Annotated in this window: 18 protein-coding genes and 1 tRNA gene; 13 read left to right on the plus strand and 6 right to left on the minus strand. The window is 60.4% G+C overall.

Features of this window, described 5'->3' with window-relative positions; translation table 11 throughout:
• Positions 1-900: an MBL fold metallo-hydrolase gene (locus tag WA367_RS15995; RefSeq protein WP_336057770.1), complete on the minus strand. Its 900-nt coding sequence runs from the start codon at positions 898-900 to the stop codon at positions 1-3.
• 120 nt (positions 901-1,020) lie between these two features.
• Here WA367_RS15995 and WA367_RS16000 point away from each other — a divergent pair, with 120 nt between their 5' ends.
• Both WA367_RS16000 and galE read left to right on the plus strand, forming a co-directional pair.
• The gene (locus tag WA367_RS16000; protein WP_336057771.1) at positions 1,021-1,626 is read left to right on the plus strand and encodes a biotin transporter BioY; all 606 of its coding nucleotides are present in this window, start codon (positions 1,021-1,023) and stop codon (positions 1,624-1,626) included.
• A 112-nt stretch (positions 1,627-1,738) separates the two neighbouring features.
• Entirely contained in the window at positions 1,739-2,728 is a 990-nt protein-coding gene (galE, locus tag WA367_RS16005) for a UDP-glucose 4-epimerase GalE (RefSeq protein WP_336057772.1), read from the plus strand.
• Here the strand turns inward: galE and WA367_RS16010 are convergent.
• Together WA367_RS16010 and WA367_RS16015 are read right to left on the minus strand one after the other, a co-directional pair.
• Entirely contained in the window at positions 2,723-3,319 is a 597-nt protein-coding gene (locus WA367_RS16010; RefSeq protein WP_336057773.1) for a sugar transferase, read from the minus strand. The two genes, galE and WA367_RS16010, sit on opposite strands and share 6 nt — an antisense overlap.
• A 13-nt stretch (positions 3,320-3,332) precedes the next feature.
• The gene (locus WA367_RS16015; RefSeq protein ID WP_336057774.1) at positions 3,333-5,270 is read right to left on the minus strand and encodes a polysaccharide biosynthesis protein; all 1,938 of its coding nucleotides are present in this window, start codon (positions 5,268-5,270) and stop codon (positions 3,333-3,335) included.
• Between the two features lie 276 nt (positions 5,271-5,546).
• Here WA367_RS16015 and WA367_RS16020 point away from each other — a divergent pair.
• A tRNA-Gln gene (locus WA367_RS16020) sits at positions 5,547-5,621 on the plus strand.
• Positions 5,622-5,700: 79 nt separating this feature from the next.
• Positions 5,701-6,774: a DUF2793 domain-containing protein gene (locus tag WA367_RS16025; RefSeq protein ID WP_336057775.1), complete on the plus strand. Its 1,074-nt coding sequence runs from the start codon at positions 5,701-5,703 to the stop codon at positions 6,772-6,774.
• Between the two features lie 55 nt (positions 6,775-6,829).
• Here WA367_RS16025 and WA367_RS16030 read toward each other — a convergent pair whose 3' ends face one another.
• Positions 6,830-8,185: a phosphomannomutase/phosphoglucomutase gene (locus WA367_RS16030; protein ID WP_336057776.1), complete on the minus strand. Its 1,356-nt coding sequence runs from the start codon at positions 8,183-8,185 to the stop codon at positions 6,830-6,832.
• 224 nt (positions 8,186-8,409) lie between these two features.
• Here WA367_RS16030 and WA367_RS16035 point away from each other — a divergent pair, with 224 nt between their 5' ends.
• The 4 genes from WA367_RS16035 to cysQ all read left to right on the plus strand — a co-directional run bounded on the left by WA367_RS16035 (position 8,410) and on the right by cysQ (position 13,369).
• Positions 8,410-9,531: a DegT/DnrJ/EryC1/StrS family aminotransferase gene (locus tag WA367_RS16035; RefSeq protein WP_336057777.1), complete on the plus strand. Its 1,122-nt coding sequence runs from the start codon at positions 8,410-8,412 to the stop codon at positions 9,529-9,531.
• Positions 9,532-9,708: 177 nt separating this feature from the next.
• Entirely contained in the window at positions 9,709-10,629 is a 921-nt protein-coding gene (gene cysD / locus WA367_RS16040) for a sulfate adenylyltransferase subunit CysD (protein WP_336057778.1), read from the plus strand.
• The gene (cysN, locus tag WA367_RS16045) at positions 10,629-12,542 is read left to right on the plus strand and encodes a sulfate adenylyltransferase subunit CysN (protein ID WP_336057779.1); all 1,914 of its coding nucleotides are present in this window, start codon (positions 10,629-10,631) and stop codon (positions 12,540-12,542) included. Before cysD ends, cysN begins: the two co-directional genes overlap by 1 nt.
• Positions 12,515-13,369, plus strand: coding sequence for a 3'(2'),5'-bisphosphate nucleotidase CysQ (gene cysQ, locus WA367_RS16050; RefSeq protein WP_336057780.1), 855 nt, complete (start codon positions 12,515-12,517; stop codon positions 13,367-13,369). Before cysN ends, cysQ begins: the two co-directional genes overlap by 28 nt.
• Here the strand turns inward: cysQ and WA367_RS16055 are convergent, their stop codons facing one another.
• Entirely contained in the window at positions 13,370-14,296 is a 927-nt protein-coding gene (locus tag WA367_RS16055; RefSeq protein WP_336057781.1) for a carbohydrate kinase family protein, read from the minus strand. It lies immediately after the preceding gene.
• Positions 14,297-14,317: 21 nt separating this feature from the next.
• Entirely contained in the window at positions 14,318-15,532 is a 1,215-nt protein-coding gene (locus WA367_RS16060) for an ROK family transcriptional regulator (protein ID WP_336057782.1), read from the minus strand.
• Positions 15,533-15,717: 185 nt separating this feature from the next.
• Here WA367_RS16060 and WA367_RS16065 point away from each other — a divergent pair, with 185 nt between their 5' ends.
• From WA367_RS16065 to WA367_RS16085, 5 genes are all read left to right on the plus strand, one after another.
• Positions 15,718-16,749 (plus strand): sugar ABC transporter substrate-binding protein, encoded by a 1,032-nt coding sequence (locus tag WA367_RS16065; RefSeq protein WP_336057783.1) that lies wholly within the window; start codon positions 15,718-15,720, stop codon positions 16,747-16,749.
• 93 nt (positions 16,750-16,842) lie between these two features.
• Positions 16,843-17,922 (plus strand): ABC transporter permease, encoded by a 1,080-nt coding sequence (locus tag WA367_RS16070; protein WP_336057784.1) that lies wholly within the window; start codon positions 16,843-16,845, stop codon positions 17,920-17,922.
• Positions 17,919-18,701, plus strand: coding sequence for an ATP-binding cassette domain-containing protein (locus WA367_RS16075; RefSeq protein WP_336057785.1), 783 nt, complete (start codon positions 17,919-17,921; stop codon positions 18,699-18,701). Before WA367_RS16070 ends, WA367_RS16075 begins: the two co-directional genes overlap by 4 nt.
• A 182-nt stretch (positions 18,702-18,883) precedes the next feature.
• Positions 18,884-19,801, plus strand: coding sequence for a 2-dehydro-3-deoxygalactonokinase (locus tag WA367_RS16080; RefSeq protein ID WP_336057786.1), 918 nt, complete (start codon positions 18,884-18,886; stop codon positions 19,799-19,801).
• The gene (locus tag WA367_RS16085; protein ID WP_336057787.1) at positions 19,801-20,439 is read left to right on the plus strand and encodes a 2-dehydro-3-deoxy-6-phosphogalactonate aldolase; all 639 of its coding nucleotides are present in this window, start codon (positions 19,801-19,803) and stop codon (positions 20,437-20,439) included. Before WA367_RS16080 ends, WA367_RS16085 begins: the two co-directional genes overlap by 1 nt.
• Positions 20,440-20,448 lie beyond the last annotated feature (9 nt).

Below are 20,448 nucleotides of genomic sequence, written 5' to 3' on the forward strand. Positions count from 1 at the left end.
TCAGGCCGGCAGGTAGATGGAATCGATTGCCGGTTCGCCTTCGCAGGTGACCAGACCCTTGCCCACCAGATCCTCAAGATGAGCCAGCACGGAAAGCGCTGCCGCCCCGTGCAGGCGCGGATCGGTATCCCGGTAGATCGCTGCCACGATCTCCGGAATGTTGCGGTCGCCATCGGTAATGCGCTGCAGGATGGCGCGCTCGCGCATGCGGCGATGGGTGCGCAACCCGCGCATGAAGGCGCGCGGCCTTGTCACAGCGCCGCCATGACCGGGAAAGAAGACGCGGTCCTCCCGCTCCAGAAGGCGGTCGAGACTGGTCATGAAATCGCTCATCGATCCATCGGGCGGCGCGACAATGGAAGTAGCCCAGGCCATCACATGATCAGCTGAGAAGAGAATGCCCGTGCCTTCAAGCGCGAAAACCGCATGATTTGCCGCATGGCCGGGCGTGTGCAAGGCGCGGATTGCCCAGCCATCCCCCTCAATGACCTCCCCGTCACCAAGCGCGTGGTCGGGCATGAAATCCACATCCGCGCTCTCTTGCAACGGATTGACCTCGCCCACATGCAAGGGGCGGGCAGGGCGGTGCGGACCTTCCGCGCAGATGATCGCGCCCGTCTCCTGAGCAAGCTTTCGCGCCAGTGGAGAGTGGTCCTTGTGGGTGTGACTGACAAGGATATGGCTGACCGGGCGCCCGTCCACGGCCTTCATCAGCGCGGCGAGATGCATCTCGTCTTCCGGCCCCGGATCGATAATAGCCAGTGTCTCGCGCCCGACGACATAGCTGTTGGTGCCGTGAAAGGTGAAGGCGGACGGGTTCTGCACGGTCAGCCGCAGCACGTCTTCGGCAACAGGTACGGCCTCGCCATATCGGGGCTCGAAACGCGTGTCGAAATCCATGAAGTGAAACTCCTGCGCAAAGCGGCTGAACAGGGGGAGAACTCTTGCTGATATGTTGCCGCTTAACATGGAAGCAATTATAGAGGAACGCGAATGCGCTCATTCTTTTCAGGAGGCACCATGTCTGAGGCGATTGCATCACGCCCGCTCGTTTCCCTCGCTCTGCCCGAATCCGGGGCTGCACGTTTGGCCGCCCAGGCCGGCCTTGCGCTCACCGGTTCGCTGCTTCTGGCGCTCTCGGCAAAGACCAAGGTCGTGCTTGGCCCGGTCGACCTGTCGATGCAGAGCCTCGTCATCATGCTGATTGCCGCAAGCTTCGGCTTCCGTCTGGGCGTCGCGACCCTGCTTCTCTACATCGCCGAAGGCGCGATGGGCCTTCCGGTCTTCCAGGGCACGCCTGAAAAGGGCATTGGCCTTGCCTATATGGTCGGCCCGACGGGCGGTTATCTCCTCGGCTTCGTCGCCATGGCCGCCATTGTCGGCGCTGCCGCTGATCGCGGTTTCGACCGCAACCCGCTCAAGATGGGTGCTGCCACCGTTGCCGCAAGCGCGGTTCTGCTGGCTCTGGGCTTCGCCTGGCTTGCCGTTCTGATCGGCGCGGACAAGGCCTGGCAGTTCGGCGTAGCGCCATTCATCCTGCCGGATCTGGTCAAGGCCGCACTCGCCGCTTGCGTAACGTCTGCGGGGTGGGCAGCACTTCGCGGTTTCGGTCTCGGCGGTCGCTGACAGGCGAACTCGCCACACGCTAACGATTTGCGAAGAGGCCGCGGGTTAACATGCCCGCGGCCTTTTCTTTTGGCCCTTGCGCCAATGCGGCGGATAATGAGGGGGACGGTTCTTGGCGGTCTTGGTAACAGGCGGTGCCGGCTATATCGGCAGCCATATGGCATGGGAACTCATCGACCACGATGAGGAGGTGGTTGTCGTCGACCGTCTGTCCACCGGCTTCGACTGGGCCGTGCCGGAGGCTGCTCGTCTTGTCGTTCAGGACATCGGTGACCGCAAGGTGATGGAAGAGATCATCCGTCGCCACAGGGTCGAGGCGATCATCCATTTCGCAGGTTCGGTTATCGTGCCGGAGTCGCTCGATGATCCACTCACCTACTACCACAACAATACCGTCAAGACGCACAGCCTGCTCCAGGCTGCCGTCAATTGCGGCGTTCGCCACTTCGTCTTCTCCTCCACCGCTGCGGTCTATGGCATTCCCGACCGCGCGCCGGTTCGTGAGGAAGCGGCCCTTCGTCCCGAAACGCCTTACGGCGCTTCCAAGATGATGATCGAGCGCATGTTGCAGGATACGGCGGCCGCGCATGATCTGAGCTTCACTGCGCTGCGCTATTTCAACGTCTCCGGTGCCGACCCGCGCCTGCGCACCGGCCAGTCTACCAAGGGTGCGACCCATCTCATCAAGGTCGCCTGCGAGGCGGCCACGGGCAAGCGACCGCAGATCGAAGTCTTCGGCACGGACTATCCCTCGCGCGATGGAACCTGCATCCGTGATTTCATCCATGTGAGCGATCTGGTCAGCGCACATTATCTGGCGTTGCAACGCCTGCGGGCCGGTGGAGAGAGCCTGATCGCCAATGCCGGCTATGGCCGCGGTCATACGGTGTTCGAGGTGATCGAGACGGTAAAGCGCCTGTCGGGACGAGACTTTCCCGTCATTCACGCCCCCCGGCGCACGGGCGATGTGATGGCGGTTGTTGCCAGTTCCGACCGATGCCGACAGGAACTTGGCTGGGAGCCTCTTTATGATGATCTCGACACGATCATCGCGCATTCGCTGCAATGGGAAGAGGTATTGGCTCGCCGCAACAGGCTATGAGCCGCCCAACAATGTCTGTACCATCAGCTTGAGATCAAGCACTGCTGACATGCGCTGTACATATTGCTGATCTGCCTCAGCCAGAACATGCGGGCGGGACATGTCGATACCCTTCACCTGCGCGAATCCGGTGATACCGGGGCGGATGTCGAGCACCCCGCGGCTCTGCCTTGCGTCAATCAGTTCGCGCTGGCTTGGCAGACAGGGGCGGGGCCCGACAAGGCTCATCTCCCCGCGCAGGACATTCCAAAGCTGCGGCAACTCGTCGATCTTGGTGCGACGGAGAAACTGCCCGACAGGCGTGACCGCGGCCTGTGCCGCTTCATGCGTCGGCACGGAAGGTGCATCCACATACATGCTGCGAAGCTTGTAGCAGCGAAATACGCGGCCGTTTTGCCCCACGCGCTCCTGCATGAAGATCGCCGGGCCGGGTGAATTCCTTCGGATGGCGATTGCTGCAAGCCCTATTACGGGTAGCGCCACCAGCCCGCCGGGAATGGTCAGGCAAAGGTCTAGAAGCCGCTTGCCAAGCCGTGGGTAGAACCCTCGGGTGGCCTGAGGTTCCACGCTGCTGCGCGTGTGATCATTCATCTAACCGGTGGCCTCAGGAATGACGCGGGAGATCGGTGGTGTCCGGCTGCAGCTTGGCCTCGATGGTCAGGGGCTGCTGGTCGCGTCGCTTCTGCAATTCGCCAAAAAGTACATCGCGAACCACCTGCTCGTCGCCTGTCTCCAGCGCCTGACGCAGCGCCTCAAGCATGGCTGGAACCTGTGCAGACATGCGGTTCTGGGGCTTGGCGCGCAGGATCTTCGGGTGCTGCGTTGGCGTCACGCCGACGGGATCGTAGAACAGTTCCTCATGCAGCTTCTCGCCATTGCGCATGCCAATGGTCACGATTTCGATGTCACCGGTCGGGTTTTCCTCATCACGGACAGTCAAGCCCGCCAGCATGACCATGTCGCGCGCAAGATCGCGGATACGCACCGGCTCGCCCATGTCCAGAAGCAGAATGTCACCGCAGGATGAAAGCGTGGACGCCTGGATGATCAGTTCCGCTGCCTCGCGCACCGACATGAAATAGCGCGTCATTTCGCGGTCGGTGAGCGTTACCGGTCCGCCTGCCGCAATCTGCTCCTTGAAAAGCGGGACGACCGAGCCACTGGAGCCAATAACATTGCCAAAGCGCACGGAGGAATAGACGCCGCGGGCGGCCTTTTCCTCAAGCTGACGCCCGTAATGGCGCACGATCAGCTCCGCCCAGCGCTTGGTTGCGCCCATGACGCTGGTTGGACGAACGGCCTTGTCAGAAGAGATAAGGACGAATTTCTCGATATTGGCAGCGTGCGCCTCCTGCACGAGCGCCAGGGTGCCGAAGACATTGTTGTGCACGCCCTGCATGACATTCTTTTCAACCAGCGAGACATGCTTGAAGGCCGCACAGTGATAGACGGTCTGAATGCGATGCTCGCGGAAGGTTCGTGCAAGCATGGCGGCGTCGGTGATGGTTCCAAGAACAGGCACGACAGGGAAGCCGTGGCGGCGCATCTCGCGCTCGATCTGGTAGAGGCCAAGTTCGTTGACCTCCAGAAGTACAAGCTTGCGCGGATTGGCCTGTGCAATGGCACGGCACACGGCAGAGCCGATCGATCCGGCAGCACCCGTGACCAGGATCGTGCGTCCCTCAACCGCCTCGCGCACGAGTTCGGGATCGGCCGGAACCGGTGATCGCCCAAGCAAATCGTCAATATCGATATCGCGGATATGGCTGACGAGATAGCGTCCCGCCGCAAGGTCGGCCAGCGGTGGCAGCAGACGGATTTTCAGGCCGTGATGGCCAAGCTTTGACACCAGTTCGCGTCGCCGCCGGGGTCCTGCTGCACTTGATGCGATGATGACTTCCTTGATGCCGACATTGGCAACCAGATCATCGATGTTGCCTTCGGGATAGATGCGCAGGCCCATGATATCCATGCCGGCCATGCCCTTGTCGTCGCTGATAAAGCCGACGACCTGCCGGTCTGGCGAATTGTGCAGCGCATCGGCCAGCTGAACGGCAGCATCACCAACACCGTAAATCAGCACCGGCGTCTTGTCCGCTCCTCTGCCCGAACGCCCGCGAAGGAGCGCCTTCACGGCAAAGCGGCTACCCGCGACGGCGCAAAAACCGCCCAGCCAGTAAAGAACGGCAATGGTACGCGGAATGCCGCTCGCGCCATAGGAAAGGGTGAGAAAGACCAGGCTCACCCAGATCAGGGACGAAATCGAAACCGCGATGAAGATCGTCCACAGCGCCCGCTCGCGCAAATAGCGCAGTACCGCACGATACAGTCCCATTTTCACGAAGATCGGGATCGCTATGACCGGACCCGCAACCATGAAGAGCGTCTGCTCCAGATTGGGGACAAACAGCTTGTCAAAGCGATAGCAGAAGGCAGCCCAGATGATGAAGATAAGGCTGAAAAAGTCGACCGTGACCAGCATGAGCCGCTTGGTGCGCCGGGGGCGAGAGATTATCCACTCGCGCATCTGGTTGATCGTCATCTTCTAAACCAAACTCTCATAACATCTCACAAGCCGCCAAAGCGCCGACCTGTCGGGGAACGCAGATACCCAATGCTGACCGGTTCTTCTACCAGTATTTGCCCGCAAGGTCGAATGTGTAAGCATTCCTTAACATCTTGGTTCCCCGCAGCTTCGAGGGCGTCAACACCAGAATGACCTTTTTGATGTCAAACTCATGTCAGAGAGATTGCACTTGGCGCGGCGAATCCTTATAGGGAGCACTGTTTCGCGTCCGGGAGCGATTTTCCGGAAAGTTGGGGCGTAGCCAAGTGGTAAGGCAGCGGTTTTTGGTACCGCCATGCGCAGGTTCGAATCCTGCCGCCCCAGCCAGAAACTGACAATTTTATCCCCGCTTCCGTCCATGCCATTACCCTTTCCGCAGCTTGATCTGCAGGAAGGAATGCCTCTCATGGACAATACCGCTCTTCTGAAACTGCCTTTCATCATGCCCTCCCAGGCGCAGAAGCATGTCACGCATAACGAGGCGCTGTTGCGGCTTGATGCGCTGGTGCAGCTTTCGGTGAAAAGCCGGGTGTTGAACCAGCCGCCGGGCGCGGTGGCGGAAGGCGAACGGTATATTGTTGCTGCGGGCGCAAGCGGTGTTTGGGAAGGGCGCGCGGGGCAGGTCGCCGCATTTCAGGACGGGGTCTGGATTTTCTACGAGCCGCAGCCGGGCTGGCAAGCGGTCATCGAGGATGAAGCCTCTGTTGCCATCTGGCTGGATGGCGAATGGCGAATTGCCTCTGGCGGTAATGGAGAGCAGTTGGCGCGGCTTGGCATCGGCACGGCTCCGGACGACACGAACCGCTTCTCCGCGAAACTGAACAACGTACTCTTCGCGGCGGCAGAAAGCGGGGAGGGGGAGAGCGGCGATTTGCGCCTCGTCATGAACAAGGAGGCCGCGGGGAATGTCCTGTCGCTGATCTTCCAATCCGGCTGGTCCGCGCGCGCCGAATTGGGTCTGGCCGGCGGTGACGACCTGATATTCAGGACGAGCGCGGATGGGGTGAGCTTTCGCGATGCGCTCGTATTGCGCGCTGCGGATGGAGTGGTGGATCAGCCCAATCTTCCCCGCTTCAAGGCTTTCACCAATTACGACAACTACGCTGCCCTCGACAGCTGGACGACCATCGGCATCAACAATGTCGACTATAATGATCAGTCGGTTTTCGATGCCGGTACAGGCCTGTTCACCGCGCCTGCCGATGGCACCTATCTTCTGGGTGCCAATCTGCTTTTCAAGGTGAATGCTTCGCTGGATGCACGCATGCGCGCGCGCTTTCTCCTCAATGATGTCGCACCGGTTCGGGGATCGACGCAGAGCCTTGGCGGTGCCCATGTTTCGGAACAGACCACGCTTCGCATCGAGGCATTCGCCTCACTGTCTGCCGGAGACACGGTGGCGCTGCAGGGCGGCTTCACGGATGCCGACGGCTATTTCGCCGCGGATGAAACCTGCTTCTGGGGCATGAAGATCGGCTGAAACGAAAAAGGGCGGCTCGATGGGCCGCCCTTTTTGATACTTATCGCTGGGTGTCTCAGGCCTGGATCAGGCCGCGCAGCTCTTCGACCTTCTTTTCAAGAAGCGCCTTGTCGCCGCGCGTCTCGACATTCAGTCGCAGGAGAGGTTCGGTGTTGGAGGCACGCAGATTGAAGCGCCAGTCGTCAAAGACCATGCCGAGACCGTCAATGCTTTCCACTTCCGGATTGGCGGATTGGAAATGCTCTGCAACACGCTCTTGCACGGCCTTGGCGTCATCCACGGTAAAGTTCAGTTCACCCGAGCAGGGATAGGCGGCGATGCGCTCTTCCAGAACATCGGCCAACCGCGCGCCGGAGGCTGAAAGCTCCGAGACGACGTCCAGCCAGGCCAGCATGCCCGAATCGCAATAGCTGAAATCGCGGAAATAGTGGTGCGCGCTCATCTCGCCGCCATAGATGGCGTTTTCCTCACGCATCATCTGCTTGAAATAGGCGTGGCCCGTGCGGCAGGGCTTGGCTACGCCGCCATTGCTTTCCACGATATCGATGGTGTTCCAGGTCAGGCGCGGATCGTAAAGGATCGTGCTGCCGGGCTCCTTCTCAAGCATGTGCTTGGCGATCATCCCAACCAGATAATAGCCTTCAACGAAGCGGCCCTTGTGGTCGTAGAGGAAGCAGCGGTCGAAATCGCCATCCCAGGCGATGCCGAGATCCGCCCCGTGGTCGAGAACGGCCTGGCTCGCCTTCTGACGCTTTTCAGGCAACAGCGGGTTCGGAACGCCGTTGGGCAGCTTCGGGTCGGGCTCGTGGTCCACCTTGATGAAGGTGAAGGGCAGGTGACGCTCCAAAAGATCGATGATCGGCCCCGCACAGCCATTGCCGGCATGGGTGACGATCTTGAGCGGCTTGAGCTGCTTGGAGGTCACTTCCTGCAAGAGCCGCGCGATATAGTCTTCCCGGTTGCAGTGGTCGTGAAACACGCCGCGATCAGCATGGTCGGTGACCTGCGGAAGCGCTTTGTCGGAGCGAACCAGTTCTTCAATCGCATTGAATGCGTTCTCCGGCGTGGCAGCCGCCGCACCCTTAAGCACCATCTTGATGCCGTTGTAATCCGGAGGGTTGTGGCTGGCCGTTACCATCAGTCCCGCATCGGCACCGGAGTGGGCGGTGTGGAAATAGACTTCTTCCGTGCCGCAGCGTCCGACGGGAAGCACATCGACGCCGCTATCCATCAGCCCCTGCATCAGGGCCTGCGCGAGAGCGGGACTGTCGATGCGCATGTCGTGTCCAACCACCACGCGCTGGGGATTGAGAGAGGCTTTCACCGCCTGCGCAAAGCGATAGGCGAATGGCACATTGATCTGGGAGGGGATCTGTCCGCGAACGTCATACGCTTTGAACGGAGCACTCATTCCTGGCTGTTCTCCTGATTGCCGCCACACAACAGCGCGAATGCGCCATGCGGTTGTAGTTAGAGGGGATGAAGATTGAACGCAAATTCTAACAGATTGCCGCAGCTTCACCGCGTGTAACAATGCTCTCAACATGTTGAACGTTCCGCGATGTTGCGCAACCCACGCGCAACCCCTATCACGTGACAAATTGATCCGGGGTTCCGGCGGCGGCAGGTTAGACAATGCAATTCATCGATTTGGGCGCCCAGCGCGCACGCATAGAGACACGTCTTAACGAGCGGGTGGCAAAGGTTATAGCCGAAGGGCGCTATATCCTCGGCCCGGAAGTGGGCGAGCTGGAGCAGGCGCTGGCCGAACATGTTGGCGTGAAGCACGTGGTCGCCTGCGCCAACGGCACCGATGCATTGCTGATACCGCTCATGGCAAAGGGCATCGGCCCCGGCGACGCCGTTTTCGTGCCAAGCTTCACCTTTGCCGCGACGGCCGAAGTGGTGGCGCTGGCCGGTGCCTCTCCCGTTTTCGTGGATATCGAGGCGGACAGCTACAATATCGACGTGGAAAGTCTTGAAGCGGCCATTGCGATGGTCCGCGAACAGGGCGAGCTGGAGCCAAAGGCGATCATCCCCGTCGACCTTTTCGGTCTTGCCGCGAACTATCAGAAGATCGCGTCCATCGCCGAGCGTGAAGGCCTGTTCGTGATCGAGGACGCGGCGCAGTCCATGGGTGGGGCCAGTGGCAACACCATGTGTGGCGCCTTTGGCGATGTCGCCGGCACGAGTTTTTATCCCGCAAAGCCGCTTGGTTGCTATGGCGACGGCGGGGCCATGTTCACCAATGACGGTGAATTGGCAGAGGTGCTGCGCTCTGTTGCTTTCCATGGCAAGGGTGCAAGCCAGTATGACAATGTGCGGGTAGGGCTGAACTCACGCCTCGACACGATCCAGGCGGCAATCCTGCTGGAAAAGCTTTCCATTCTTCCCGAAGAGATGGAACTTCGCCAGAAGGTGGCGGATCGCTACAGGGATGGCCTCGGCGATGTCGTCACAGTGCCCGTGCTGCCGGAAGGTGAACGCTCCGCATGGGCGCAATACGCGATCGAGACGCCGGAACGCGATGCCGTTCGTGCGCATCTGACAAGCGAAGGCATTCCTTCCGTCATCTACTATGAGCGCCCGCTTCATGTGCAGGAAGCCTACAAGGATTTTCCGCGTTCGCCGATGGGGCTGGAAGTGTCGGAAACCCTGCCTGACCGCATCCTCTGCCTGCCCATGCATCCCTATTTGAGCGAGGATGATCAGGATCGGGTGATTGGAGAGATCCGCAAGGCGGTAAGCGTCGCCTGACCCTTTTTTCGGAGCAGGCGGAAGAACATTCCGCCTATTCCCGAAGCCGCGCAAAACGCGCTCGCATTCTGCCGATACTATAGGGGCTGCTTCCTGTAGCCCCCATGCCCCCGGTGATACTTCCTAAAGCAGGCTCAGCCACGCCAGATGTGGCCGCACTGCTCGAAGGGTATCGGCATGAATGCACCAATTTCCCATCTCAGGCTCTCCCACCTCCAGCGTCTGGAGGCGGAATCGATCCATATCATGCGTGAGGTGGCGGCAAGCTTCTCCAAGCCTGTGATGCTTTACTCGGTGGGTAAGGATTCTTCCGTCCTGCTGCATCTGGCGATGAAGGCCTTCTATCCCGCCAAGCCGCCATTCCCCTTCCTGCATGTGGACACGACCTGGAAATTCCGCGAGATGATCGAGTTTCGCGACCGCATGGCACGCGAGAAGGGTTTTGATCTCCTGGTGCATATCAATGAGGATGGCGTGCGTGAGGGGATCGGCCCCTTCTCCCACGGCTCCAATGTTCATACCCATGTGATGAAGACGGTCGCGCTGCGCCAGGCGCTCGACAAATACGGTTTCGACGCTGCCTTCGGCGGCGCGCGGCGCGACGAGGAGAAAAGCCGCGCCAAGGAGCGCATCTTCTCCTTCCGCACCAAGACCCATGGCTGGGACCCGAAGGACCAGCGCCCGGAAATGTGGAAGACCTACAATACACGCGTGGCCCCGGGTGAATCGATCCGCGTCTTCCCGCTGTCCAACTGGACCGAGCTCGATATCTGGCAATATATCCTGCAGGAAGAGATCCCCATCGTGCCGCTCTATTACGCCGCCAAGCGCCCCGTGGTGGAGCGCGACGGCATGCTCATCATGAAGGATGATGACCGCATGGAGCTGCAGCCGGGCGAGGCCCTGCAGGAGCGCATGGTGCGCTTCCGCACCCTTGGCTGCTACCCGCTGACGGGTGCGATCGAATCCTCCGCCGACACGCTTGAAGCCATCGTGGCCGAGATGCTGACTGCCCGCACCTCCGAGCGACAGGGCCGCGCCATCGACAGGGACGAGGCAGGCTCCATGGAGAAGAAGAAGCGCGAGGGATATTTCTGATGCTGGACGCAAACCTGAACCCCGCCACTGAAGCTGCCGTTGAAGGCATCCGTGATTATCTCGCCGCCCAGGAAAACAAGACGCTTCTGCGTTTCCTGACCTGTGGCTCGGTCGATGACGGAAAGTCGACCCTGATCGGCCGTCTGCTCTACGACACCAAGCTGATCTTTGAGGATCAGCTGGCAGCGCTGGAGAAGGATTCGAAGAAGCACGGCACAACGGGCGAGGATATCGATCTTGCCCTTCTGGTGGACGGTCTTGAGGCCGAGCGCGAGCAGGGCATCACCATCGATGTCGCCTATCGCTTCTTCTCCACCCCGAAGCGCAAATTCATCGTCGCCGACACGCCGGGCCACGAGCAATATACCCGCAACATGGCAACAGGTGCTTCCACCGCCGATCTGGCCGTGGTGCTGGTCGATGCGCGCCAGGGCGTGCTGCTGCAAACGCGCCGTCACTCGATCATTGCCTCGCTTCTTGGCATCCGCAACATTGTGCTGGCGGTCAACAAGATCGATCTCGTCGGCTTCTCGAAGGAGCGTTTCGGCGAGATCGTCGAGGAATACCGCGCCTTTGCAAAGGATCTGGGTTTTGCCAGCGTCATGCCGATCCCCATGTCGGCACGCTTTGGCGACAATGTTTCGCGCCCGTCGGAGAATATGAGCTGGTATGACGGCCCGACCCTGATCGGCCATCTGGAAACGGTGGATATCGAGCGGGGCTTGAGCGCCAAGCCGTTCCGCTTTCCAGTTCAATATGTGAATCGCCCCAATCTCGACTTCCGGGGTTTCGCAGGCACGGTTGCTTCCGGCTCTGTTGCGGTGGGTGATCAGGTGGTGGTCGCCAAATCCGGCAAGCCCTCCCGCGTCAAGCGCATCGTCACCTATGATGGCGACTTGAGCCGTGCGGCGGAAGGCGAGGCGGTGACTTTGGTGCTGGAAGACGAGATCGAGGTCTCTCGCGGCAACATGCTCGTCACCCCCGATGCGCGCCCGCATGTGGCCGATCAGCTCGCGGCAACACTGGTCTGGTTCGACGAGCAGGCCATGATGCCCGGACGTCCTTACGTGCTGCGTACCGAAACCGACGAGGTGAGTGCCACGGTCTCGGCGCTGAAGCACCGCACCAATATCAACAATTTCGCCCATGAGGCCGCCAAGCATCTGGAGATGAACGAGGTCGGCGAATGCAATCTGTCGCTACAGGCCCCGATAGCCTTTGACAGCTTTGCCGACAACCGCACCACGGGCTCCTTCATCCTGATCGACCGCATTACCAATCGCACGGTCGGCGCAGGCATGATCCTTCATCCGCTGCGCCGGGCAGCCAACATTCACTGGCAGGCTCTGGATGTGACGAAGCAGTCGCGCGCAGAGCAGAAGCACCAGAAGCCGGCGGTCCTGTGGTTCACCGGGCTTTCGGGTTCGGGCAAGTCGACCATCGCCAATCTTCTGGAGAAGAAGCTTCATGCCGATGGCCGCCATACCTATATTCTGGATGGCGACAATGTGCGCCACGGCCTGAACCGCGATCTGGGCTTCACCGAGGAAGACCGCGTGGAGAACATCCGCCGCGTGGCCGAGGTCGCCAAACTGATGGCGGATGCGGGCCTTATCGTGCTTGTCTCCTTCATCTCGCCCTTCCGTGCGGAACGCCGCATGGCGCGCGAACTGATGGAGGAGGGCGAGTTTGTCGAGGTCTTTGTCGACACGCCTTTCGAGGAATGCGCAAAGCGTGACCCCAAGGGCCTCTATGCCCGCGCGCTGAAGGGTGAGATAAAGAACTTCACGGGCGTGGATTCTCCTTACGAGGAGCCCGAGCGTGCCGATATTCACCTGAAGACGGCAGGGCGCGCGCCGGAAGATCTGGCCGATGAACTGGAAGCATGGCTGAAGGACAAGGGCATTTGCTGACCGAAACACTGACGCCCGCAGACGCGCCCCATGATGATGGGGCGCTGGTCGCGCTCTTCGAGGCCATCGCCATCGAAGCAGGCGCGGCCATCATGGATGTGCGCGAGAAGGGATGTGCGGTGGAGGAGAAGGCCGATGCCTCTCCCGTCACCATTGCCGATCGTGCGGCCGAAGCCATCATCCTTAAGCATCTGGCAAAGGAACTCGGTGCCACCCCTTGCGTCTCGGAAGAAGCGGCTTCCGGTGGTGTCATCCCGGCTTGCGGCGAGGACGGTTTCCTGCTGGTCGATCCGCTCGATGGCACGCGCGAATTCATCAACCAGCGCCCCGACTTCACGGTCAATATCGCACTGGTGCGCAAGGGCGCCCCGGAAGTGGGCGTCGTCTATGCGCCAGCCCGTCAGACGCTGTGGAGCGGACGACCGGGTTCGGCGGAAAAGGCGAAGATCGAGGATGGCCGGATAATAAGCCGCGAAGCCATCCAGGTGCGCGAGGCTCCCAATCCCCCCGTCATCGTCGCCTCACGTTCGCATCTGACACCCGAGACGGAAGCCTGCATCGCCCGGTATCCCGGCGCGACCACCGTGTCAGTCGGCTCCTCACTCAAATTCTGCCTGATCGCGGAAGGCGAGGCCGATCTCTACCCCCGCTTTGGCCCCACCATGCAATGGGATACGGCAGCAGGCGACGCGGTCCTGCGCGCCGCAGGCGGCCGCACCACCCATGAAGACGGCAGCCTCCTCACCTATGGCCCGAAAAAGGGCGATGGGCTGGAGCAGTTCACAAGCCCCAACTTCATAGCAGAAGGCAGGCTGACCAAGGCCTGATCACGCGGCCTCAAGCTCATCAGCCCACGGCGGATTGGCGCCTGCGCGCGACACGGTGACTGCTGCAACGCGCGCCGCAAAATCCAGTGCCTCGCGCAGGGCGGTACTATCAATGCCAGCCAACCTCGACTTGTCGAGATTGCCGCTCTTGTGAAGTGCTGCGAGCAGCCCGGCATTGAAGGTGTCGCCCGCGCCCACGGTGTCCACCACCTCGACCTTTTGCGCGGGCACTTGCAGCTCCTCGTCACCCACAAAGACCTGTGCGCCGTCACCGCCTCTCGTCACCACCACGATGTGAGAGCCTCCCTTCAGAAGCTCATTGGCCGCTTCGGCGGTTCCCACACCCGGCTTCAGCCATTCCAGATCCTCGACCGAAATCTTCACGATATCGGCCAGCTTGACGAGCCTTGCGAGGCGCGTGCGATGTTCATCCGCATTGGTTATGAAGGCGGGCCGGATATTGGGATCAAGCATCACCACCCGATCCTTCGCTGCCTGCGCCATCAGCGCCTCATAGGTACTGGCTGCAGGCTCGTTCACGAGACTGATGCCGCCGAACAGGAGCCCTGATACGCCGTCAAGCGCGGGGAGGGACGAGGGCTCGAGCATGCGCCCGGCGGAATTCTCGTCATAGAAGTGATAGCTCGCATGGCCGTCAGCGAGATGCACGAAGGCGAGCGTCGTCGGTCTGTCGGAAAACTGAACGCGCGAAAGATCGACACGACTTTCCTCAAGGGCATCACCGAGCTTCTTTCCGAAAAGATCGGTCGAGAGTCCGGAATAGAACCCGACGGGCACCCCAAGCCGCCCAAGAGCGATAGCCGAGTTGAACACGGAGCCACCGATATGCGGCGTAAAGGCGTGAGCACCCTCGCGCGTTTCGCGAGGCAGCATGTCGATAAGGGCTTCGCCGCAGCAAAGGATCATGATTGGTGTCTCTCGTTATGTTCAGGAATGGATGTTGAATGGTGCGCCAATGAGAAAGCGTTCCGCCAGCGGCAGACTGGCGCCACCAAGCGCCCTGGCATGCCGCCCGACACTTCCCTCACGCACGGTCGGAAGGACGAGACCTTCGGAATCCTTCTCGTCGAGCGCGCTCTGAACTGCCTTAACCAGACGTGCCCGCAGACTGGTGGGCAACCACCCTTCGATGATCGCCGCTTCGAAATCGACCACTGATGAGGCTGCCACGATGGCATGGGCAAGACCTTCCGCGGCCTCGGTCCGCCAGCTCTCGAAATGCTCGTCTATATCCCCCCAGTCCTCCGGTGAAGTCCACAGGAACTGGGCGTCGTAACCGGCTTGCCGAAGTTTGCTTTCGAGCACATGGATGGAGGCCACATCAATGAGTTGCCGATAGCTGTGGTCAGGCGCGGGGACCGGCATGGAACCCAGCGCACCCGCATTGCCGCTGTGACCTGCATAAACGCGGCCGCCCACAGCAATGCCCCCACCAATGAAGGCGCCAACATAAAAATAGATGAAATCGCCGGTTATGCCGGTGTCGCCAAACACCAGTTCTGCCCCGCAGGCGCAGGTTCCATCATTCTGCAGATAGACCGGGAAGGGGCAAAGCGCGCTCAATTCCGCAGCAATATCCCGCACGCGCCAACCATCCATGGCCCCTTGCGGTGCGCCAGCCGTGTCGGCCCAGCTCCAAAGCTGGAAGGGCATGGCGATACCAAGGCCGCCAATCCGGTCCCATGCGATCGAGAGGTCGCCCTTCTTCATGGCGGCAATCTCGCCAACCACCCAGGAAATCGTCTCCTCCGGGGTTGGGTATTGATGCGCGCGTTGGGTCATGCGGCGGAGCTTGCCCGTGAAGTCGATCAACGCCAACTCGCAGCTTCTCCGTCCGATTTTCAGACCCAGGAAATAGGCTCCGTCGGGATTGAGGTGCATCGGAATGGAGGGCTGGCCCACGCGTCCCCGCTTCGGCGCGCCACGTGCAAGAAGATGCTCTTCCTCCAGTTCACGCATGATGACGGATACGGTCTGCGCTGACAGGCCGGTCAGCCGCGCAATATCGCTCTTGGCCAGGCTGCCATGTTGCCGCAGCAGCGAGAGCACGAGCCGTTCATTATGGTCGCGCATGCCACTCTGATTGGTGCCGCGCCCCTGTGTTGCATCGCGTTTTCGGCCCGGCGAAGTGCTCGCATCCATCGGCCATATCCTCCATCAATCCGCGCCGATTGTTTCTCTACAAAGTGCGGGTGTCAATTATTAAATAAGAATGATTTATATATTGACAGCTGTTCATCCCGGTAGTTTCCTATGGCTGTCACGACTGCGGTGGTGGCGCTGGATTGAGTGCAGTTCCACCGCTCAATTCATGGGAGGATGAAGTGATGAAGAAAACAGTTCTGAAGGCGGGCGCATTAGCGTTTGCCGGCGCGACCATGCTTGCCCTTTCGGCACCAGCATCCGCGCAGGAAGTCAGTGCGTGCCTTATCACCAAGACGGACATCAATCCGTTCTTCGTGAAGATGAAGGAGGGTGCGAGCGCGAAGGCGGAGGAGCTTGGGGTGGATCTTTCGACCTATGCCGGCAAGATCGACGGCGATCACGAGACGCAGGTCCAGGCTATCGAGTCCTGCATCGCTTCCGGCGCAAAGGGGATCCTGCTGACCGCCTCGGATACAAAAGCGATTGTCCCGGCAGTCAAGAAGGCTCGCGATGCAGGCATACTGGTCATCGCACTTGATACCCCGCTTGAACCCATCGATTCTGCCGACGCGACCTTCGCTACAGACAATTTCAAGGCAGGTGAACTGATCGGTCAATGGGCGGCCAAAACGCTCGGCGATGAAGCAGCCAATGCCAAGATCGCGCTCCTTGACCTTGCGCCAAGCCAGCCCTCGGTTGACGTGCTGCGCAATCAGGGCTTCCTGCAGGGCTTCGGCATTGAACTTAAAGACGAGAAAATGATCGGTGACGAAGATGACCCGCGGATCGTCGGCAATGATGTCACGAGCGGCAATGAAGAAGGTGGCCGCAAGGCCATGGAGAACCTTCTCCAGAAAGATCCCGACATCAATGTTGTTTACACGATCAACGAACCGGCTGCCGCGGGAGCATATGAGGCGCTGAAATCCTTTGGCAAGGAAGAGGGCGTGCTGCTCGTCTCCGTTGATGGTGGCTGTCCAGGTGTGCAGAATGTCAAGGAAGGCATCATAGGTGCTACCTCCCAGCAATACCCGCTGCTGATGGCCTCCATGGGCATCGAAGCCATCAAGAAATATGCCGACAGCGGTGAGCTTCCCGAGCCCAGCCCTGGCCTCGACTTTTTCAACACCGGCGTGACGCTGGTGACGGATCAGCCGGTTGAAGGGGTCGAGTCGATCGATTCCGAGGAAGGGCTTGAGCGCTGCTGGGGTTGATCGGCAGTGACGTGAATGCGGGAGTGCAGGTCGCTCCCGCCTTCGCGCCTTTCAAACGACCAAGAAGGCCATCTGGGTTCACGGGAGGATGAGATGAGTGATGCAGGCGCGGCCCCGCACAAGCAGGATTTTGAGGAGGTGCTGGATCGCAGCGACAAGTCGGTAGCCGCTTTCGAGGGGCATGAGAAAAATCTCATGGACCGCCTTCAGCACTTTCTCCACGGCAACCCGACGATGGTGCCGGTGATCGTGCTGGCAATCAGCATCATTGCTTTCGGTTTCATCGCCGGTGACCGCTTCTTCAGCGCGTTCAACCTGTCACTGATCATGCAACAGGTATCCATCATCGGCATTCTCGCGGCGGCGCAAAGTCTGGTCATACTGACGGCCGGTATCGATCTGTCCGTTGGGGCCAACATGGTGTTGGCATCGGTGATAATGGGCAATCTGGGCGTTCAGCTGGGCCTTCCCGCTCCTGTTGCCATCGGCATCGGCTTCATCTGCGGGGCCTTGGCGGGAGCCCTCAATGGCTTTCTGGTTACCAAGGTCCGATTGCCACCCTTCATCGTTACCCTGGGGACCTGGAACATCTTTTTCGCCCTGAATCTATGGCTGTCAGGAGCACAGTCGATCCGCAGTCAGGATATCGACGCGCAGGCACCGCTTCTCAAGTTTTTTGGCGAGAGCATCAATATAGGTGGTGCGCAGTTTACCTTCGGCTCCATGTTGATGGTGCTGATCTTTGCCGTCCTCTGGTACGTCCTGAACCGCACCGCCTGGGGCAGGCATGTCTATGCCGTGGGTGATGACAAGGATGCGGCGGAACTGGCCGGCATCAGAACAAGTCGCACCCTTGTACAGGTCTATGCGCTAGCCGGGCTGGTCTGTGGCATTGCAGCCTGGGCTGCCATCGGCCGCGTGGGCTCGGTATCTCCCCAAAGCTTTCAGGAAGCAAATCTGCAATCGATCACCGCTGTCGTGATTGGTGGGATTTCGCTCTTTGGCGGTCGCGGCTCGATCATCGGTCCGCTGGTTGGAGCACTGATCGTTGGCGTCTTCAACTCAGGACTGCGCCTGGCCGGGGTGGATGTGCTCTGGCAGGTTTTCGCCATCGGCTGGCTGACCATCATCGCCGTGGCGATGGATCAGTGGATCAGAAAGGTTTCGGCATGACGGTTCAACCCATTCTAACCGCCCGCGGACTGGTTAAGCGCTATGGGCGGGTTGTCGCCCTCAACCACGCGGATTTCGACCTCTATCCCGGCGAAGTGCTTGCAGTCATCGGTGACAATGGAGCCGGCAAGACCACGCTCATCAAGGCGATTTCGGGCGCCATCCGCCCGGATGAAGGCGAAATACGCCTTGACGGGCAGAAGGTGGACTTCCGCTCGCCATTGGAAGCACGTGATGCGGGTATCGAAACGGTACATCAGACGCTGGCCCTTTCGCCCGCGCTCTCCATAGCCGACAACATGTTTCTTGGCAGAGAGCTTCGCAAGCCGGGCTTCCGGGGGCGCTGGTTGCGTGCCCTGGACCGCGACAAGATGGAGGAAGTTGCGCGCCAGAAGCTCAATGAACTCGGATTGTTGACGATCCAGAACATCCGACAGGCGGTGGAAACGCTTTCCGGTGGACAGCGTCAGGGTGTTGCGGTGGTTCGCGCTGCAACATTCGGCTCGAAGGTCATAATCATGGATGAGCCGACCGCCGCACTTGGCGTGAAGGAATCGCGAAAGGTGCTTGATCTCATACAGGACGTTAAGTCGCGCGGCCTGCCCATCGTGCTCATTTCTCACAACATGCCCCATGTTTTTGAAGTGGCAGATCGCATCCACGTGCATCGCCTGGGACGGCGGCTTTGCGTGATCGACCCCAAAAAACACACCATGTCTGATGCGGTGGCATATATGACCGGCGCGATGGAGCCACCTGTGGAAGCTGCAGTCGCCTGAACAGGCCCATATAGAGGTAAAACTCGGCGTATTCGCCGGGTTTTCCTCATGGAAGCGAACCGAAAACGCCTCTACCGAACTGGACCGATTGCCGCTCCGCGCTTATCAAGTTCGCGCAAGACCCATGCCAGCCGCCCGGGCGGCAAGGCTTGGAGATTTTCCGACTGAGTGGAGTTGAGCCGTTGAACGCAAGGTCCGACATGTTCTGCGCTGCAATCGATTGGGGCACCACCAATATGCGCGTCTGGCTTCTCGACCAGTCGGGCAATGTGTCGGCGAGCCGGGCGAGCGACGAGGGCATGCGCCAGGCCATGCCGGATCGTTTCGAAGCAATCATGGAAAAGCATCTGGCCGAAATGGGCGCGCCCGTAGACCTGCCGGTCATCATATGCGGTATGGCAGGCGCGCGCGGCGGCTGGGTAGAGGCGGAATATATGCGCACACCCGCGCAGCTTTCCGCCGCTCATGAAAGCGCGGTCAAGGTCGCCCATGCCAGCCGCGACATTCGCATTCTGCCCGGCGCCTGCCAGATGGATGAGGCCCGTGAAGACGTGATGCGCGGCGAGGAAACACAACTTGCCGGTGCGATTTCAGGCGTGGAGGATAATGGCATTTTCTGCATGCCGGGCACCCATTCCAAATGGGCTGTGGTGGAAGGCGGAAGTCTAACCCGCTTCACCACCTTCATGACCGGCGAGATGCACGGGCTGGTGTCGAAACATTCGATCCTTCGCGACACGCTGGGCGAGGCGAAGGCCAATGCGGAAAGCCCTGCATTCGCTGGTGCCGTTGATGAAATGCTGGAAGGGCGCGGCTTCACCGAAGCGCTTTTCTCCATCCGCGCCTCTGCCCTTCTCAAGGGTGCCGAGGCGGGTGATCTTGCCTCGCGGCTTTCCGGTCTGGTCATAGGGTCGGAGATCGCGTCGGCGAAGCGCGCGTTCGAGCCTGAAGAAGTCGGCCTTGTTGCCGCCGGACCGCTTTCCGATCTTTATCGCGCGGCACTGGCGCGCGCCGGGATTAATGCCGAAGCCCTTGATGGCGAGGCGCTGGCACGCCGCGGCCTGTTCGCCGCAGCACAATCTTTCTGGGGGAATTCCTGATGAGCAGTCAAACCGTCACCTGGCCGAAGCTGAAGCGCGATCTCGTCGGCATCCTGCGCGGCGTGCGGCCTGATGAAGTAGGAGCGATCGTGGACGAGCTTCTGGAGGCCGGTTTCGAAGCCATAGAAGTGCCGCTCAATTCGCCCGATCCGCTCAAATCCATCGAGATTGCGGCCAGGCGCGCCCCTTCGGGAGTGCTGATCGGCGCAGGCACTGTTCTCACGGTGGAAGATGTGAACGCCGTGCATGATGCGGGCGGCTCCATCGTGGTCAGCCCAAACACCGAGCCCGATGTCATCCGGCAGACAGTGGCGAAGGGCATGGTCTCCATGCCCGGTGTGTTCTCGCCGACAGATGCGCTTGCGGCGGCTCGCGCTGGCGCGACATGCCTGAAATTCTTCCCCGCGGGCATCCTCGGCGCATCGGGCATCAAGGCAATGTCGGCCGTGCTGCCCAAGGGCCTGCCCATCGGTGCTGTCGGCGGCGTGTCGGAGAAGAACTTCGCCGAATATGCAAAGGTCGGCATCCGCACCTTCGGCCTCGGTTCCAGCCTCTACAGTGAAGGCGCGAGTGCCGCGGAAGTGCGCCAGCGCGCCGATGCCGCGGTGAAAGTCTATGACGAGGTGTTCGGCGTCTGACACCGAACC

This window comes from Nitratireductor sp. CH_MIT9313-5 (assembly GCF_037029545.1).
Classification (GTDB): Bacteria; Pseudomonadota; Alphaproteobacteria; order Rhizobiales; family Rhizobiaceae; genus Chelativorans.

Coding starts and splice junctions, on each gene's coding strand:
- WA367_RS15995 (WP_336057770.1), bottom strand. CDS start 900: ATGGATTTCGACACGCGTTTCGAGCCCCGATATGGCGAGGCCGTACCT.
- WA367_RS16000 (WP_336057771.1), top strand. CDS start 1,021: ATGTCTGAGGCGATTGCATCACGCCCGCTCGTTTCCCTCGCTCTGCCC.
- WA367_RS16010 (WP_336057773.1), bottom strand. CDS start 3,319: ATGAATGATCACACGCGCAGCAGCGTGGAACCTCAGGCCACCCGAGGG.
- WA367_RS16015 (WP_336057774.1), bottom strand. CDS start 5,270: ATGACGATCAACCAGATGCGCGAGTGGATAATCTCTCGCCCCCGGCGC.
- WA367_RS16025 (WP_336057775.1), top strand. CDS start 5,701: ATGGACAATACCGCTCTTCTGAAACTGCCTTTCATCATGCCCTCCCAG.
- WA367_RS16030 (WP_336057776.1), bottom strand. CDS start 8,185: ATGAGTGCTCCGTTCAAAGCGTATGACGTTCGCGGACAGATCCCCTCC.
- WA367_RS16035 (WP_336057777.1), top strand. CDS start 8,410: ATGCAATTCATCGATTTGGGCGCCCAGCGCGCACGCATAGAGACACGT.
- cysD (WP_336057778.1), top strand. CDS start 9,709: ATGAATGCACCAATTTCCCATCTCAGGCTCTCCCACCTCCAGCGTCTG.
- cysN (WP_336057779.1), top strand. CDS start 10,629: ATGCTGGACGCAAACCTGAACCCCGCCACTGAAGCTGCCGTTGAAGGC.
- cysQ (WP_336057780.1), top strand. CDS start 12,515: ATGGCTGAAGGACAAGGGCATTTGCTGACCGAAACACTGACGCCCGCA.
- WA367_RS16055 (WP_336057781.1), bottom strand. CDS start 14,296: ATGATCCTTTGCTGCGGCGAAGCCCTTATCGACATGCTGCCTCGCGAA.
- WA367_RS16060 (WP_336057782.1), bottom strand. CDS start 15,532: ATGGATGCGAGCACTTCGCCGGGCCGAAAACGCGATGCAACACAGGGG.
- WA367_RS16065 (WP_336057783.1), top strand. CDS start 15,718: ATGAAGAAAACAGTTCTGAAGGCGGGCGCATTAGCGTTTGCCGGCGCG.
- WA367_RS16070 (WP_336057784.1), top strand. CDS start 16,843: ATGAGTGATGCAGGCGCGGCCCCGCACAAGCAGGATTTTGAGGAGGTG.
- WA367_RS16075 (WP_336057785.1), top strand. CDS start 17,919: ATGACGGTTCAACCCATTCTAACCGCCCGCGGACTGGTTAAGCGCTAT.
- WA367_RS16085 (WP_336057787.1), top strand. CDS start 19,801: ATGAGCAGTCAAACCGTCACCTGGCCGAAGCTGAAGCGCGATCTCGTC.